Consider the following 15,237-nt stretch of genomic DNA (forward strand, 5'->3'; position numbering starts at 1 on the left):
TCATGACCCGCTACCGCGATCTTCACGCCGCCTCGCTCGAAGACCGGGAGGCCTTCTGGCTCGACGCCGCCAGGGCCGTGGACTGGTTCGAGCCGCCCACCCGCGCCTTCGATCCCGAGCAGGGCGCCTATGGCCGCTGGTTCCCGGACGGCGTGGTCAACGCCTGCCACAACGCGCTCGACCGGCATGTGGCGGCGGGCCTCGGCGACCGCACGGCGCTGATCTACGACAGCCCGGTCACCGGATCGAAGCGCAGCTACAGCTATGCGGCCCTGCGCGACGAGGTCTCCGCCTTCGCCGCCGTGCTGCAGGATTTCGGCGTGGCGAAGGGCGACCGCGTCGTCATCTACATGCCCATGATCCCGGAGGCGGTGGTGGGCATGTACGCCTGCGCGCGGCTCGGGGCGATCCATTCGGTGGTGTTCGGCGGCTTTGCGGCCAACGAACTCGCCAAGCGCATCGACGACGCCCGACCGAAGGTGGTGCTCGCCGCCTCCTGCGGCGTGGAGCCCTCCCGCAAGGTGGCCTACAAGCCGCTGCTGGATCAGGCGATCGACTCCTCCTCCCACAAGCCCGAGGCGGTCATCCTGCTGCAGCGGCCGGAGCTTGCAGCGGAGATGACGCCCGGCCGCGACCATGACTGGGCGGCCCTGCGCGCCGCGGCGGACGGCCGGACCACGGACTGCGCGCCCGTCGCCGCCACAGATCCGCTCTACATCCTCTACACCTCCGGCACCACCGGCACGCCGAAGGGCGTGGTGCGCGACACCGGCGGCTACCTCACGGCTCTCGCCTGGTCCATGACCGCGGTCTACGGCGTGAAGCCCGGCGAGGCCTTCTTCTGCGCCTCCGACATCGGCTGGGTGGTGGGGCACTCCTACATCGTCTATGCGCCGCTCCTCATCGGCGCGACCACCGTGCTCTACGAGGGCAAGCCGGTGGGCACGCCGGACGCGGGCGCGTTCTGGCGGGTGATCGCGGATTATGGCGTGGTGACGCTGTTCACCGCGCCGACCGCGCTGCGCGCCATCCGCAAGGAGGACCCGGAGGGCCGGGAGGCCGCGAATTACGACCTCTCCAGCCTGAGGGCGCTGTTCCTCGCCGGCGAGCGGGCGGACCCGCCCAGCATCGAATGGGCGGCGAAGCTGCTCGGCGTGCCGGTGATCGACAACTGCTGGCAGACCGAGACCGGCTGGCCGATCGTGGCCAACCCGATCGGGATCGAGCGGCTTCCGGTGAAGCTCGGCTCGCCGACCGTGCCCATGCCCGGCTACGACGTGCGGGTGCTGAGCGACGAGGGCCATGAGGCCGGGCCCGGCGAACTCGGCAACATCGTCATCAGGCTGCCGCTGCCGCCCGGCTGCCTGCCCACGCTGTGGAACGCCGACGAGCGCTTCCGCGAGAGCTACCTCTCGGGCTTCCCCGGCTACTACCAGACCTCGGACGCCGGCTACATGGACGAGGACGGCTATGTGTTCTTCATGGCCCGCACCGACGACATCATCAACGTCGCCGGCCACCGGCTCTCCACCGGCGGCATGGAGGAGGTGATCGCGAGCCATCCGGACGTGGCCGAATGCGCCGTGGTCGGCGTCGCCGACAAGCTTAAAGGCCAGTCGCCCACCGGCTTCGTGGTGCTGAAGAGCGGCGTTGAGCGCCCGACGGCGGAGATCGAGCGCGAGATCGTGCAGCTGGTGCGGGACCGCATCGGCCCGGTGGCGGCGTTCAAGCTGGCTCTGACCGTGAAGCGCCTGCCCAAGACCCGCTCCGGCAAGATCCTGCGCGGCACCATCCAGAAGATCGCCGACGGCGAAAGCTGGACCATGCCCGCCACCATCGAGGACCCCGCCGCCCTCGACGAGATCGGCGAGGCCATCGCCGCCCGGCGGTGAGCGCACGTTTCGCGGACTGCCGAGCGGGCATCCCCATTTTGTGCCCACGAATAAGGCATGGCAGCGTGCGTTATTTTGGCATGGTGCACTGCAAATAAGCGGGTGCTAGGGTGCCCCGCAGATCGATCCCCTCGATCATCACCTGAAACCCGCCGGCCGCATCTCGCGGCGGCGGGTTCTTTTTTTGGCGCCGGGCCGTGCCCGCGAGCCGGTGGACGCCGCGGCGTCGACGGTCTGGTTTTCCGGTTCAGGGCAGGTTTTCCGGCGGCGGAACGGCCGCGCGGCCAGAGACGGATGGTCGCGCCCCCTGCGACGTTCTGTCTTGACGTGCGCCGGAATGTGGCATACCAAATGCCACTAGCCTCCGGCGCTTGGGCTTCACCGCCTTCCGCAGCCGGAGCCGACGTCCACTGCGAAGCCTTGAGAGGAGCAACGAACCTTCGTTCCGCAGGCGACACGCGCTTCACCGCCGATCGCCGAACGTCGTCCGCGCTTTCCGGCGCGTCACCGAAGTCGTCCATCCATGCCGCATCCCGTCGACTACGCCCAGATCGTCGCCAGCGCCGGCGACGCCATCGTGGTCTCCGATCCGGAGGGCGCGATCACCGTGTGGAACCACGCGGCGGAGCGCATCTTCGGCTTCAGCGCGGCCGAGGCGCTGGGTCGGTCGCTGGACCTGATCACGCCGGAGCGTCACCGGGCGCGGCACTGGGCGGGCTACGCCGAGACCATGCGCACGGGCGTCACCCGCTACGGCGCGGACGTGCTGAAGGTGCCCGCGCTGCACAAGGACGGCCGCAAGCTGTCGATTTCGTTCACCGTCGGGCTTCTGTTCGACGAAGCCCGCAAGGTCGCCGGCGTCTCCGCCGTCATCCGGGACGAGACCGAGAACTGGAACGAACAGATCGCGCTTCGCCGCCGGTTGGCGGAGCTGGAATCTCAGGTCGCCCGCGAAACGGCGAGCTGAACGCATACGTCTCCGTCGCACAAAAAAACAAACGCGGCGCGGGATGAAGAAAAACAAGACATCCTTTTAAGGGAAGGAAGCTCACATGACCCAGCCGCTCGAAGGCATCAAGATCATCGACTTCACGCATGTGCAGGCTGGCCCGGCGTGCACGCAGCTTCTCGCCTGGTTCGGCGCCGACGTGATCAAGGTCGAACGCCCCGGCGCCGGCGACGTGACCCGCTCGCAGCTTCGCCATGTGGACGACGCCGACGCGCTGTACTTCACGATGCTGAACTCCAACAAGCGCTCGCTGACGCTCGACACCAAGACCCCGGAAGGCAAGGAAGTCCTTGAGAAGCTGATCAAGGAATCCGACGTCATGGTCGAGAACTTCGGCCCCGGCGCGCTGGACCGCATGGGCTTCTCCTGGGCGCGCATCCAGGAGCTCAACCCGGGCATGATCCTCGCCTCGGTGAAGGGCTTCTCGGACGGCCATCACTACGAAGACCTGAAGGTCTACGAGAACGTGGCCCAGTGCGCCGGCGGCGCGGCCTCCACCACCGGCTTCTGGGACGGCCCCCCCACCGTCTCCGCGGCGGCGCTCGGCGACAGCAACACCGGCATGCATCTCGCGATCGGCATCCTCACGGCGCTGCACCAGAAGAACAAGACCGGCAAGGGCCAGAAGGTGGCCGTGTCCATGCAGGATTCGGTGCTGAACCTCTGCCGCGTCAAGCTGCGCGACCAGCAGCGCCTCGACGCCCTCGGCTATCTGGAGGAGTACCCGCAGTACCCGCATGGCGAGTTCTCGGACGTGGTGCCCCGCGGCGGCAACGCCGGCGGCGGCGGCCAGCCGGGCTGGGTGCTGAAGTGCAAGGGCTGGGAGACCGATCCCAACGCCTACATCTACTTCACCATCCAGGGCCACGCCTGGGCCCCGATCTGCAAGGCGCTCGGCAAGGAGGAGTGGATCGACGATCCCGCCTACAACACCGCCCGCGCCCGCCAGGACAAGATCATGGACATCTTCGCCACGATCGAGGACTGGCTGAAGGACAAGACCAAGTTCGAGGCGGTGGACATCCTGCGCAAGTTCGACATCCCGTGCTCGCCGGTGCTGTCCATGAAGGAGATCGCGAACGACGAGTCGCTCCGCAAGAGCGGCACCGTGGTCGAGGTCGATCATCCGAAGCTCGGCAAGTATCTGACCGTCGGCAGCCCGATCAAGTTCTCGGACCTGAAGGTGGACGTGAAGGCCTCGCCGCTGCTCGGCGAGCACACCGACGAGGTGCTCAAGGACCTCGGCTACACCGACCAGCAGATCGAGCGGCTGCATCAGGCGCGCGCCGTCTGATCCTTCCCGGAAGCCCCCGACAGCCTTCCGAGATCCGTGGACGGCGCGCCCTCGTGGCGCGCCGTCTGCGTTTCGGGGGGCGCCCCGTCTTCCAAGGCCCAAGGAGGATCGCCGTGATCGATCCGCATCTCGCCGGCCGGCTCGACTTCCAGCATCGCCTGCCGACGCTTGCGCCCTTGCCGCCCGGCCGCCATCCGCTCGGCCTGTTCGAGCAGCGCGACGCCCTGCTCGTGGTCCCGCCGCAGGTGGACCCGCGCCGGCCGACCCCGCTGATGACGCTGTTCCACGGCGGCGGCGGCTCGGCGGAGAAGATCCTGCCCATGATGGAGCGGCGCGCGCTGGAGCGCGGCTTCCTGCTGCTGGTCCCCCAGTCGCTGTTCCCCACCTGGGACATCGTGATCGCCGGCAACGGCCCCGACCGGGAGCGGCTCGACCGGGCGCTGACCGAGGTCGCCTGCCGCTTCATGCTGGACCCGAGCCGCATGGCCTTCGCCGGCCATTCGGACGGCGGCAGCTACACGCTCTCGCTCGGGCTGACCAACGGCCACATCGTGACGCACATGGTCGTGTCCTCGGCCGGCTTCATGTCGGTGCAGCTCCAGGCCGGCGCGCCGCGCATCTTCCTGTCGCACGGAACACGGGACGAGCAGATCCCCATCGACCGCAGCGCCCGCGTCCACGCCGCCAGGCTGCGCGAGGCGGGCTACGACCTGACCTATGTGGAGCATGACGGCCCCCACGCCTGGCGCGAGGACATGGCCGAGCGGGCGGCGGCGTTCTTCGGCGAGTGAGCCGCCGGAACCTTCTGGCGTCATTGGCGGTTTTACCCCTCGCCGCAGCGGGCGATCTTCGCCGTCGCCGCGGGACAGCATGGGAGACGCCAGATGCCCTACACGGTGATTTCTGAGGCTGAAGACGGGCCGGTGACGACGACCGCGCCCTCCGTGATCGACGCCCTCTTCGTGGCGCAGGCCCTGTCCGGGGCCGATCCGGCCGCGATCCGCATCGCCGCGGACGACGGCTGGGAGCTGACCGTCGACGAACTGGAGGAGCTCGCGCGCGCCTGACGCGCGTCAGAAGGCGAGGGACGGAAACGCCGGCCGCGGACCTTCCGCGCGGCCGGCGGACGACCCGGACCGACATCGCCTCGCCCGTTCCGCCCGTGACAGTCCGGACCCTAAGCTTTTGCCCTCCAAGCTCCCGATCGACGCCGCTCAGGCCAGCGACCACGCCGGCCTCGCCCACGCCGACGACGACATCTTCTTCGCGGCGGTCAAGACGACCCGCATGCCGATGATCGTCACCGACCCGCGCCAGCCTGACAATCCGATCATCTTCGCCAATCCCGCCTTCCTCGAGATGACGGGCTATCTGTCGGAGGACCTGCTGGGCTTCAACTGCCGGTTCCTGCAGGGGCCGGACACGAATCCCGACACGGTGACGGAGGTGCGCCGCGCCATCGCCGAGCGCCGCAACGTGGCGGTCGAGATCCTGAACTACCGCAAGGACGGCTCCGCGTTCTGGAACGCGCTGTTCGTGAGCCCGGTCTACGGCAAATCCGGGGAGCTGCTGTATTTCTTCGGCTCCCAGCTCGACGTGTCGCGCCGGCGCGACGCCGAGGACGCGCTCCGGCAGGGGCAGCGGATGGAGGCGTTGGGCCAGCTCACCGGCGGCATCGCCCACGACTTCAACAACCTGCTGCAGGTGATCGTCGGCTATCTCGACGTGGCGGAGAACCGGGTCAGGGACAACGGCGATCCGCGCCTCGACAGGGCGCTCAACAACATCCGCACCGCCGCGGACCGGGCGACGACGCTGACCCAGCAGCTGCTGGCCTTCGCCCGCAAGCAGAGGCTGGACGCGCGGCCGGTCAACTTCAACAACATGATCGAGACCCTGACCGATCTCGCCCGCCGGACCTTGGGCGAACCGGTGGAGATCGCGACACGGCTCGCCGACGACCTCAAGAACTGCCGGGTCGACCAGACCCAGGCCGAGGTGGCGCTGCTGAACATCTTCATCAACGCCCGCGACGCCATGCCCGACGGCGGCAGTCTGGTGATCGAGACCGAAAACCGCGTGATCGCCCAGGAGGACGTGGCGGTGTTCTCGCTGCCGAAGCCGGGCGCCTATGTGTGCGTCTCGGTGACCGACACCGGCTGCGGCATGGCGCCGGACGTGATGTCGAAGGTGATGGAGCCGTTCTTCACCACCAAGGACGAGGGCAAGGGGACGGGACTGGGCCTCTCCATGGTCTATGGCTTCGTGCGCCAGACCGGCGGCGGCATGCGCATCTACAGCGAGGTCGGACACGGCACCACGGTGCGGCTGTTCTTTCCCGCCACCGACCAGATCGCGGCGCCGGAGCGCGCGGCGCCGCCCATGGCCTTGGACCGCGCCGGCGGCGAGAGCGTGCTTCTGGTGGAGGACCGGGACGACGTGTCGGAGCTGGCGCGTTCGATCCTCGAGGATTTCGGCTACGAGGTGCATTCCGCCCGCAACGGGCGCGAGGCGCTGGAGCTGATCGACGGCGGTCCCCGGTTCGACCTGCTGTTCTCGGACCTGATCATGCCCGGCGGCATGAACGGCGTCATGCTGGCCCGCGAGGCCCGCAAGCGGCAGCCGAAGCTCAAGGTGCTGCTGACCACCGGCTACGCCGAGGCGTCGCTGGAGCGCCTCGACGTTGGCGGCCCGGAGTTCGAGATCATCAACAAGCCCTACCGCCGCTCGGATCTCGCCCGGCGCGTGCGCATGATTCTGGACGGCCCCACCGGCGTGAGCTAAGTGCCTGTTTGTAGATTGCCGCGACGCGGGTTGAAGCTCACGTCAGGCCCGCCGAAGGCGAGTATGCATGACTTTTCGCCGAGCAAGCTCTTGAGCGTTCAAGTCGTGGATGCCCGAGGCAAGCTCGGGCATGACGCCAAACGCGAGTTTCCAAACAGGCTGTGAGGCGCGGCGGCCTGCGAAACGCCGCTGGAGACCGCGCGCCCCTCATGGACCGACCTGACGATGCGAGCGCGCCCGCGGCTGGAGAGGCCGTGCGGTTCGAAGCCGCGGACGGCGTGGAGCTCGGCGGCTTTCTGTGGCGGCGGGCAGGCCCCGATGCGGACCGCCCGATCGTGGTGGTCAGCGCGGCGACCTCCGTGCGCTGCCGCTACTACGCGCGCTTCGCGGCCCATCTCCACCACCACGGCTTCGACGTCCTGACCTTCGATTATCGGGGCGTGGGCCAGTCGCGCCCGGCGCGCCTGCGGGGCTTCCGCGCCGGCTGGCGCGAGTGGGGCGAGCTCGATCTGGACGCCGCGCTCGGCCACGCCATGGCGCTCGGGCCGGGCCGGCCGGTCCATGTGGTCGGGCACTCCTTCGGCGGCGTCGCCATCGGTCTTGCGCCCCGCGCCCGCGCCGTCCGCCGCATCGTGACGGTGGGCGCGCAATACGCCTACTGGCGCGACTACGCCGCGGGCGAGCGGGCCGCGATGGTCCGCCGCTGGCACGCGGCCATGCCGGCGCTGGCGCTGGCGCTCGGTTATGTGCCGGCGCGGCGGCTCGGCTGGATGGAGGACACGCCCCGGGGCGTGGCGCTGGACTGGGCGCGCATGGGGCCGCGGATCGAGCGCCGGCTCGACCCCGCCGGCGCTTCGGACCTGCCCGGCCGCTTCGCTGAGGTCACGGCCCCGATCCTCGCCATCAGCCTGACGGACGATCCATTCGGGACGCCGGCGGCGATCGAGCGCGCGCTCGGCTACTTCAGCCGCAGCCCGCGCGCGCATCTGCGCGTCGCGCCGGAAGACGCAGGCGCGGCCGCCATCGGCCATTTCGCCTTCTTCCACGACCGGTTCCGGGACAGGCTCTGGCCTCTGGCGCTCGGGTTCCTGCAGGACGGGCGGCTCCCGGACGGCCATCCCGGCGCGGTGGCGGCGCGCTTCGCACCCTCCGCCTGAAGGCGGTCAGGGCAGGCGGAGCGCGGTCAGCTTGCCCTCACGCGACTGGGGGACGTAGGCGACGCCCTTCTCCGCGTCGTAGGCGAGGTCGGCGGTGCCGGCGGAGAAGCTCGCCACGATCGCGAACGCGCCGTCGGCGGTGATGCGGTAGACCGGCCCGCGGCCGTAGTCGCTGGCGAGATAGGCTCCGCCGCCGAGCGCCGCCAGCCCGTCGAGGAAGCCCACGGGGCGGCCGTCGCCGAGGGCGCCCACGGTCTTCGCGCCGAGATCCACCGCGACCAGATGGGCCGGCGCGCCGCCGTCGCCGTCCTTGGGCAACCGGCCGATGGCGGCGACCACCAGACGGCCGTTCTCCACGATCAGGCCGTTCGGCCCCTGCAGTCCCTCGTCGGTCAGCCAGGGCGCGAAGCGGCCGTCCTTGAGCGCCCAGATGGTGTTGGTGGCGGTGTCGGACACGAAGACGCGGCCGTCGGGGCCCGCGACCGCGTCGTTCAGGAACACCGCGCCTTCGGCCTTGTGCCGGGCGGCGATCTCGCCCTTCTCAAGGTCGATCGCCACCAGCTCGTCGATGTCGGCGACGTAGAGCGTGCCCCCGACCCGCGCCAGACCCTTGGGCGCGTTCAGGCCCTTGATCCATTCGGCGTCGATCATCTTTCCGTCCGCCGACACCTTGGCGATGAAGCCGACGCCGTCCTTGGCGCGGAAGTCGCCGACCACCTGCGAGACGTAGAGCACGCCGGCCTCGGCGTGCGGCAGCACGGACTCCGGCTCCTTCAATCCGGAAACCTCCCACAGCGGCTCGCGCCCGGCGGCCGTGGCGGCCGGCGCGAACAGGGCGAGAGCCGACAGGGCGGCGAAGCTGAGGCAAAGGGCGGGACGCATGGGCGGGCTCCGTTCTGGCGCGGCGGTTCCGGCCAGTACATGGAGCGGCGGCGCAGCTTGTCCGCCCCGCCGCCGGTCACGGCGGGGCGAGCGGCGGAGCGTTATCCGGCGTGGGCCTTGGTGGCGGCGGCGACCGCGAAGGCGGCGACGTTGAGGCCGATGGCGTAGGTGGTCAGCAGCTTGAACGGCTTCAGCCGCTCGGCGATCTTGTCCGGCGCGCCGGTGAAGGCGCCCGCCAGCAGCAGCAGCCAGATCACCGGCAGCCAGTCCAGCGCGTAGCGCTGCACGTTCTGCTGGGAGAAGCCGTTGGAGTGGTAGAACAGCGTCACGCCGCAGATGACCCCGGCCACCAGCAGGCCGATGAGCAGCTTGGCGTCGGCGCGGGCGTAGAAGGCGTAGAGCACGAAGGGGCTTGCGGCGAGGATCGAGGTGCCGCTGCCGTCCATGCGCAGCATCTCGGTCATGTAGGGCCCGCCGAACTCGATGTGGAAGCCCTGCAGGAACATGTAGGCCACGTTGAAGACCAGATAGTCCTTGGCGAACAGGCCGATGTCGAGGATGCGGTTGGTGATGAAGTTGCGGTCTTCCGGCTTCGGGAAATCGCCGATGAACTTGTAGCCGGTCTCCAGCGGCGCGCCGAAGCGCAGCCAGTTGTAGAGGCAGTAGGCCGCGATCGCGATCAGGATCGGCGCCGCGATCTTGAGCGCGTCCGCGATGGTCTCGCGGTCGAAGGCGATCAGCTTCGCGTCCTTCGGGCGCGACAGCGCGAAGGCGAAGGGCGCCAGCAGCAGCGCCATCTGCCGGGACAGGAAGGCGAGGCCGAGCAGCGCGCCCGCCAGCCACAGCCGCCGTTCGAGGCTCGCCAGCAGCGCGATGCTGACGAGCGTCAGCCCCACCGACTGGGCGAAGAACCACACGCCGTCCGAGCGCAGGGCCACGAAGATCGCCGGCGTGCCGAACAGGAAAGCGAGCGCGGCCCAGAGCCGCGCTTCGGCGGAGAGCCCGAGGCGGACCGCGATGGCGTTCCACGTCAGGCCGGTGATGGCGAACAGCAGCGCGCCCAGCACCAGGAAGCCCGGCGCGTCCGGCCCCGCCAGCGCCACCAGCGGCGTCGCCACCAGCGCGGGGACCGGCGGGAAGATCACATAGGTGCGGCCCTCGAACGCCGCGCAGTCGGCGTCGAAGCAGCGCGGGCTGTCGAAGCGGCCGTGCAGGAAGGCGTCGGCGAGCAGGGCGTAGGAGTTGGTGCCGCCGTGGTCCTGCAGGATGCGGAAGGCCAGCGCCGCCAGCAGCAGCGCCGCGAGGCCGAGGGCGACCGCCGTCACCACGGTCCAGCGGTCGAAGCGGAAGGCCGCGGCGTGATGGCGGGCGTCGTTGAGGGCGGTCATGGCGGCTCGTCCGGGCGCGGGATCGTTCCGAGAGGCTGCCATGAAGTCTTTGGTGAAAGGCTAACGGCGCCGTACTCTGTCGCCGCTTGGCGGATTTTTACGGCTCGCCGGGCGAACGGCATGCGTTTTCGCGCGAGGCTCCGACCAAGAGAGCCGGCGGAAGGCGTGGGAGGACGACAGGACGGGGGCGGCGCGGGCGCTGGAGGGCGCGCGTTCGGAATGGGCTGGACGGAGTCGAGGGGGGCTTTGCGATGACGGGTGCGGCGCCTGCGGGCGAGAAGGTGGCGATCGTCGCGATCGTCCGGAACGAGACGCGCTACGTGCTGGAATGGGTGGCGCATCACCGGCGCCTCGGGGCGGCGGAAATCCTGATCTACGACAACGAAAGCACCGACGGCGCCGAGGCGCTGCTCGGCGGGCTGGCCGAGATCGGCGCGATCCGCGCGGGCGTCGTGCGCGACGCCGACTGCGTCAAGCACGCGCCCACGATCGAGGCCTACCGGCGCGGCGTGGCCGAGAGCCGCGCCGAATGGGTGCTGTTCTGCGACCTCGACGAATTCCTGCACCTTGAGAACGGCCTGTCGCTGGACGCCTTCGCGTCCCGGTTCGATCCGGCCGTCGGCGTCGTGGCCCTGAACCGGCGCGGGTTCGGATCGTCCGGACAGCTCGCCTATGTGGACGCGCCCGTGACCGAGCGCTTCCGGCGGGGCGCGCCCGCGGGCCACGACGCCAACCGCGACGTGAAGTCGCTCGTGCGCCGCAGCCTCTACAGCCGGCCCGGCGTGCATCTGGCCTACACCCGCGGGCAGTACGCGCATGCGGACGGCTCGCCCTTTGCGACCGACGTTCGGCCGGACGGCCGGGAGAGCAAAAGCCGCAGCGCCCGGATCGTCCACAGCCCGGCGGCGCTCGCCTATTTCGGCGCGCGGTCGCAGGCGGAGTTCCGGGAGCGGACGGAGCGCGGCAATCTCGGCCACAAGCTGGCGCCCGGCGCCAAGCGCCCGCCGCTTGGCGACGCGGCGGCGCGCTGGGCGCTGAACGATCTCAACGACGAGGCGATCGACTGGTTCACGCCCTGCGCCGCGGCGCTCCGGGCCGAAATCCGCGCGCTGCGGGCCGCGCTCGACGCGCGCGCGGCGAAGGCGCCCCGGGGCCGAGGGCTTCTGGGCCGGCTTCTGGCGCGCGCCTGAGCGCGGTCGTCCTCGCGCCTTTAACCTGTGAGGCCGCGCCGGCCGCAATTCTGTCACGCGCTCATCAGGAATCATCCGCACTCTTCGCGTGAGGGGCGGCGCGTCGCGGACATCCGCGCGCGCCACAGCTGGCACGAGGAGCGCCGATGGCCAAGGTAACGCTCAGCGACGACATCGTGGACGGGCTTCGGCTCGTGAACATGTTCGATCCGGACGCCGCCTTCGATTACGGAACGTCCACGCGGACATCGCTGGTGAGCGACGACGGCTACCGGCTGTCGCTGGCGGGCCGCGACTTCGCCTACACGTCGTCCAACACGCCTGTCGACGGCTTGATCACCGACATTTTCCTGTATGATCCGAGCGGCGATCTGGTCGCGCGCTACGACAACCTGTCCTATTCTCTCGAGGATTATTACGACACGGTGGTGATCGACGGCCGGCCGGACCTGTTCGTCGCCGATCTGCTGCGCGGGCGGGACTCGATCACCGGCGGCCTCGCCGACGACAAGCTCGCAGGCTACGGCGGCGACGACGTCATCCGCGGCGACGCGGGCGACGACATCATCGACGGCGGTTCGGGCAACGACTCGCTGAGCGGCGGGACCGGCCGCGACACGATCTACGGCGATCTCGGCAACGACCGCATCTATGGCGGCGACGGGTCGGACAAGCTCTACGGCGAAGCCGGGAACGACACCATCGACGCCGGCTTCGGCGCGGACCGCATCGAGGGCGGGTCCGGCAACGACCGCCTGCTCGGCGGCGCGGACAACGATTACATCGGCGGCGGCGCGGGCAACGACCGGCTGGAAGGCGGCTCCGGCAACGACAGACTGTTCGGCGACGAGGGCGCCGACGTGCTGATCGGCGGCAGCGGCCGGGACCAGCTCACCGGCGGCTCCGGGGTGGACGCCTTCCGCTGGTACTCCGCCGCCGAAGGCGGCGACCGGGTGCTGGACTTCACCCGCGGCGTCGACCTGCTGCAGTTCGCGGCCGACGGCTTCGCCAACCTGACGGAGGACTTCGACCTGGTGGTCGGTCCCGGCGCGGACCCCGTGTCGCGAAACGCCAGCTTCCTGTTCGACACCACCAATCACGGCCTCTACTACGACGCCGACGGCTATGGCTCGGGCGGCGAGCGCTTCATCGCCTATCTGGACGGCGTCTCCACCCTGTCGCGAGGCGACTTCGACATCGCCTGACCGGGGCGCTAGACTGGAGCGGCGGGCGAGCTTCGCCCCGCCGTTCCCGCGTCCGGACGGGCGCCCAGCAGCCGATCCGCGATGCGTCACATCCTGTTCCTCGCCTGCTCCCTGTGGCTTACGGTGTCCGGCGCTCCCGCCGTCCGGGCGGAGCCGGCGACCGCGGCCGACGCTCCTGCGCCCACCGAGACGCTTGCGCCCGCTGCGCCCGACGAGGCGGCCATCCGTCGCCTGATCGTGGCGGCGGCGGCCGAACATGGCGTGCCGGCGGAGCTCGCCGAGGCGGTCGCCGAGGTCGAAAGCGGCTTCAACCCGAAAGCGGTGGGCGGCGTCGGCGAGATCGGGCTGATGCAGGTGCTGCCGTCCACCGCGCGCATGCTCGGCTACCGTGGCGCGCTTCCCGGCCTGTTCGATCCGGGAACCAATGTGGGCTACGGCGTGCGCTATCTGGCCGAGGCGTGGCGACTCACGGGGCAGGACATCTGCGGCGCCGTGATGAAGTACCGCGCCGGCCATGGCGAGACCCGCTACTCCCACCGTTCCGTGGCCTATTGCGTGCGGGTGCGCGCCATCCTCGCCGCCCGCGGCTTTCCCGTCACCGGCTCGGTCCCGGTCGCGACCTTCGGACAGCCGGCGGGCGTCGGCGCGGTCAGGGGAGCGCGCCGACTCGCCAACGGGCGGGTGCGGATGCGGTTCAACTGGGCGGCGGTGGACGGCCGCCGCAAGGCGCTGGATCGCGCCGGCGCCGCCGGTCTGACCATCGCGCAGTAGGTCCGTCCCCCGGTTTCATCGCGCGATGCCCGCGCGCGATGGTTTTCGCTCTGGACGCACAGCGTGGTCCGCGTCATGACCAAGGCGTGAAGGTGGAATCCCGTATGCCGGATTTTCGGCGGCGGGTTGTGGTGGTCTCGCCCGGCGTCTCCGGGGCGGCTGGAGCGGCGATGGCTGAGGCGCGCAACGGAAAACGGGTCGGGCGGAACGAGGTTCTGCTGCTGGCGCTGGGCTTCGGCGCCCTCGCGGTGGTGGGCGGCTCGTCCGTATGGATCGCCCAGCGCAACGCGTCGTTCAACCGGCAGATCGCGGACACGCTCGAGTTCCGCTCGGACGTCCGGCGCATTCTCGACATCGCCCAGGACGCCGAGACCGGGCAGCGCGGCTATCTGCTGACCCGCCGGGAGAGCTACCTCTCGCCGTACGAGGCGGCGACGCCGATGCGGGACGCGCGCGCCTCGTCGCTTCGCGCCCGGGCGGCGACCGAGAGCCAGCGGGAAAACGCCGAACAACTGATCAAAGCCCTCGATACCAAGCTCGCGGAGCTGGCGCGCACCGTCGAACTCAGCCGCGCCGGGCGCTGGGACGAGGCGCTGGAGGTGGTGCGGAGCGACAGCGGGCGCGAAGCCATGGTGACGCTGCGGACCCTGACCGACAAGATGGTCGGCGTCGAGACGCAGCGGTTCCAGGAGAACTTCGCCTATTCGGAGTGGCTGGGCCGGCTTCAGCTCGTGGTGGTGACGATCGGTCTGCTGCTCGCGGCGGCGCTCGCCCTTGTGGCGCAGATCCTGGTGCGCCGGCAGGCGCGGACGATCAGGGAGGCCCATGCGGAGCTCGCCGACGCCAATGCGGGGCTCGAGCAGGCGGTCGCCGACCGCACCGCGGAGCTGGTCAGCGCCAACGAGGAGATCCAGCGTTTCGCCTACATCGTCAGCCATGACCTGCGGGCGCCGCTCGTCAACGTGATGGGCTTCACCTCCGAGCTCGACGCGGCGCGCAAGACGCTGAAGGAGCAGATCGATCAGGTCGCGGAGAAGGCGCCGGAGCTGGTCTCCGGGGACGCGAAGCTCGCGGTGGACGAGGACCTGCCGGAGGCGATTGGCTTCATCCGCACCTCCACCGCCAAGATGGACCGGCTGATCAACGCCATCCTGCGCCTGTCGCGGGAGGGCCGCCGCGTCATCACGCCCGAGATGGTGAAGGTGGACGAGGTGGTGGTGGCCATCGCCCGCACGCTGCACCAGCAGACCGAGGCCACCGGCGCCCGCATCTCCGCCGAGCCCGGCCTGCCGCCCCTCGTGACCGACCGTATGTCGTTCGAGCAGGTGTTCCAGAACCTGATCGAGAACGCGGTGAAGTATCTCGACCGGTCGCGCCCCGGCGTCATCACCGTGCGCGGCCGGCGCGTCGGGCCGCAGGTGGAGTACGCGATCGAGGACAACGGCCGCGGCATCGACGCCAAGGACCATGAGCGCGTGTTCGAACTGTTCCGCCGCGCCGGCGCGCAGGACCAGCCGGGCGAAGGGCTCGGCCTCGCCTTCGTGCGGGCGAGCGTGCGGCGTCTCGGGGGAACCATCCGCCTCGACTCGGAGCCGGGACGCGGCTCCACCTTCATCGTCACCTTTCCGGCGGTCTACCGGCCGCAGCAGACCGAGGCCTCATGAC

At 70.2% G+C, this 15,237-nt stretch carries 13 protein-coding genes; 11 read left to right on the forward strand and 2 right to left on the reverse strand.

Annotated features, from left to right (window positions below; genetic code table 11):
* Positions 1–2 precede the first annotated feature (2 nt).
* The 7 genes from PKE85_RS14125 to PKE85_RS14155 all read left to right on the forward strand — a co-directional run bounded on the left by PKE85_RS14125 (position 3) and on the right by PKE85_RS14155 (position 8,136).
* Positions 3–1,892, forward strand: coding sequence for a propionyl-CoA synthetase (locus PKE85_RS14125; protein WP_271205405.1), 1,890 nt, complete (start codon positions 3–5; stop codon positions 1,890–1,892).
* 523 nt (positions 1,893–2,415) lie between these two features.
* Complete coding sequence (locus PKE85_RS14130; RefSeq protein ID WP_271205406.1) at positions 2,416–2,859, forward strand: PAS domain-containing protein; 444 nt, start codon at positions 2,416–2,418, stop codon at positions 2,857–2,859.
* Positions 2,860–2,944: 85 nt separating this feature from the next.
* A complete protein-coding gene (gene frc, locus PKE85_RS14135; protein ID WP_271205407.1) occupies positions 2,945–4,195 on the forward strand; it encodes a formyl-CoA transferase in 1,251 nt (416 codons plus the stop codon).
* 113 nt (positions 4,196–4,308) lie between these two features.
* Complete coding sequence (locus tag PKE85_RS14140) at positions 4,309–4,986, forward strand: alpha/beta hydrolase (protein WP_271205408.1); 678 nt, start codon at positions 4,309–4,311, stop codon at positions 4,984–4,986.
* A 93-nt stretch (positions 4,987–5,079) separates the two neighbouring features.
* Positions 5,080–5,262 carry a hypothetical protein gene (locus tag PKE85_RS14145; RefSeq protein WP_271205409.1) on the forward strand — a complete coding sequence of 61 codons (183 nt, stop codon included), beginning with the start codon at positions 5,080–5,082 and terminating at the stop codon, positions 5,260–5,262.
* 118 nt (positions 5,263–5,380) lie between these two features.
* Complete coding sequence (locus tag PKE85_RS14150; RefSeq protein ID WP_428981357.1) at positions 5,381–6,979, forward strand: histidine kinase famiy protein; 1,599 nt, start codon at positions 5,381–5,383, stop codon at positions 6,977–6,979.
* Between the two features lie 254 nt (positions 6,980–7,233).
* On the forward strand, positions 7,234–8,136 hold the full coding sequence (locus tag PKE85_RS14155) for an alpha/beta hydrolase family protein (protein ID WP_271205410.1): 903 nt from the start codon (positions 7,234–7,236) through the stop codon (positions 8,134–8,136).
* 6 nt (positions 8,137–8,142) lie between these two features.
* Here PKE85_RS14155 and PKE85_RS14160 read toward each other — a convergent pair whose 3' ends face one another.
* The gene (locus PKE85_RS14160) at positions 8,143–9,018 is read right to left on the reverse strand and encodes an SMP-30/gluconolactonase/LRE family protein (protein WP_271205411.1); all 876 of its coding nucleotides are present in this window, start codon (positions 9,016–9,018) and stop codon (positions 8,143–8,145) included.
* Between the two features lie 101 nt (positions 9,019–9,119).
* The gene (locus PKE85_RS14165) at positions 9,120–10,406 is read right to left on the reverse strand and encodes a hypothetical protein (protein ID WP_271205412.1); all 1,287 of its coding nucleotides are present in this window, start codon (positions 10,404–10,406) and stop codon (positions 9,120–9,122) included.
* Positions 10,407–10,657: 251 nt separating this feature from the next.
* Between PKE85_RS14165 and PKE85_RS14170 the strand changes: the two genes are divergently transcribed.
* The 4 genes from PKE85_RS14170 to PKE85_RS14185 all read left to right on the forward strand — a co-directional run bounded on the left by PKE85_RS14170 (position 10,658) and on the right by PKE85_RS14185 (position 15,236).
* On the forward strand, positions 10,658–11,596 hold the full coding sequence (locus PKE85_RS14170; protein WP_271205413.1) for a glycosyltransferase family 2 protein: 939 nt from the start codon (positions 10,658–10,660) through the stop codon (positions 11,594–11,596).
* Between the two features lie 146 nt (positions 11,597–11,742).
* Positions 11,743–12,801 (forward strand): calcium-binding protein, encoded by a 1,059-nt coding sequence (locus PKE85_RS14175; RefSeq protein ID WP_271205414.1) that lies wholly within the window; start codon positions 11,743–11,745, stop codon positions 12,799–12,801.
* Between the two features lie 81 nt (positions 12,802–12,882).
* Positions 12,883–13,572, forward strand: coding sequence for a lytic transglycosylase domain-containing protein (locus PKE85_RS14180; RefSeq protein WP_271205415.1), 690 nt, complete (start codon positions 12,883–12,885; stop codon positions 13,570–13,572).
* Positions 13,573–13,742: 170 nt separating this feature from the next.
* Entirely contained in the window at positions 13,743–15,236 is a 1,494-nt protein-coding gene (locus PKE85_RS14185; RefSeq protein WP_271205416.1) for a sensor histidine kinase, read from the forward strand.
* Position 15,237 lies beyond the last annotated feature (1 nt).

This window comes from Methylopila jiangsuensis, from assembly GCF_027922305.1.
Classification (GTDB): domain Bacteria; phylum Pseudomonadota; class Alphaproteobacteria; order Rhizobiales; family Methylopilaceae; genus Methylopila; species Methylopila jiangsuensis.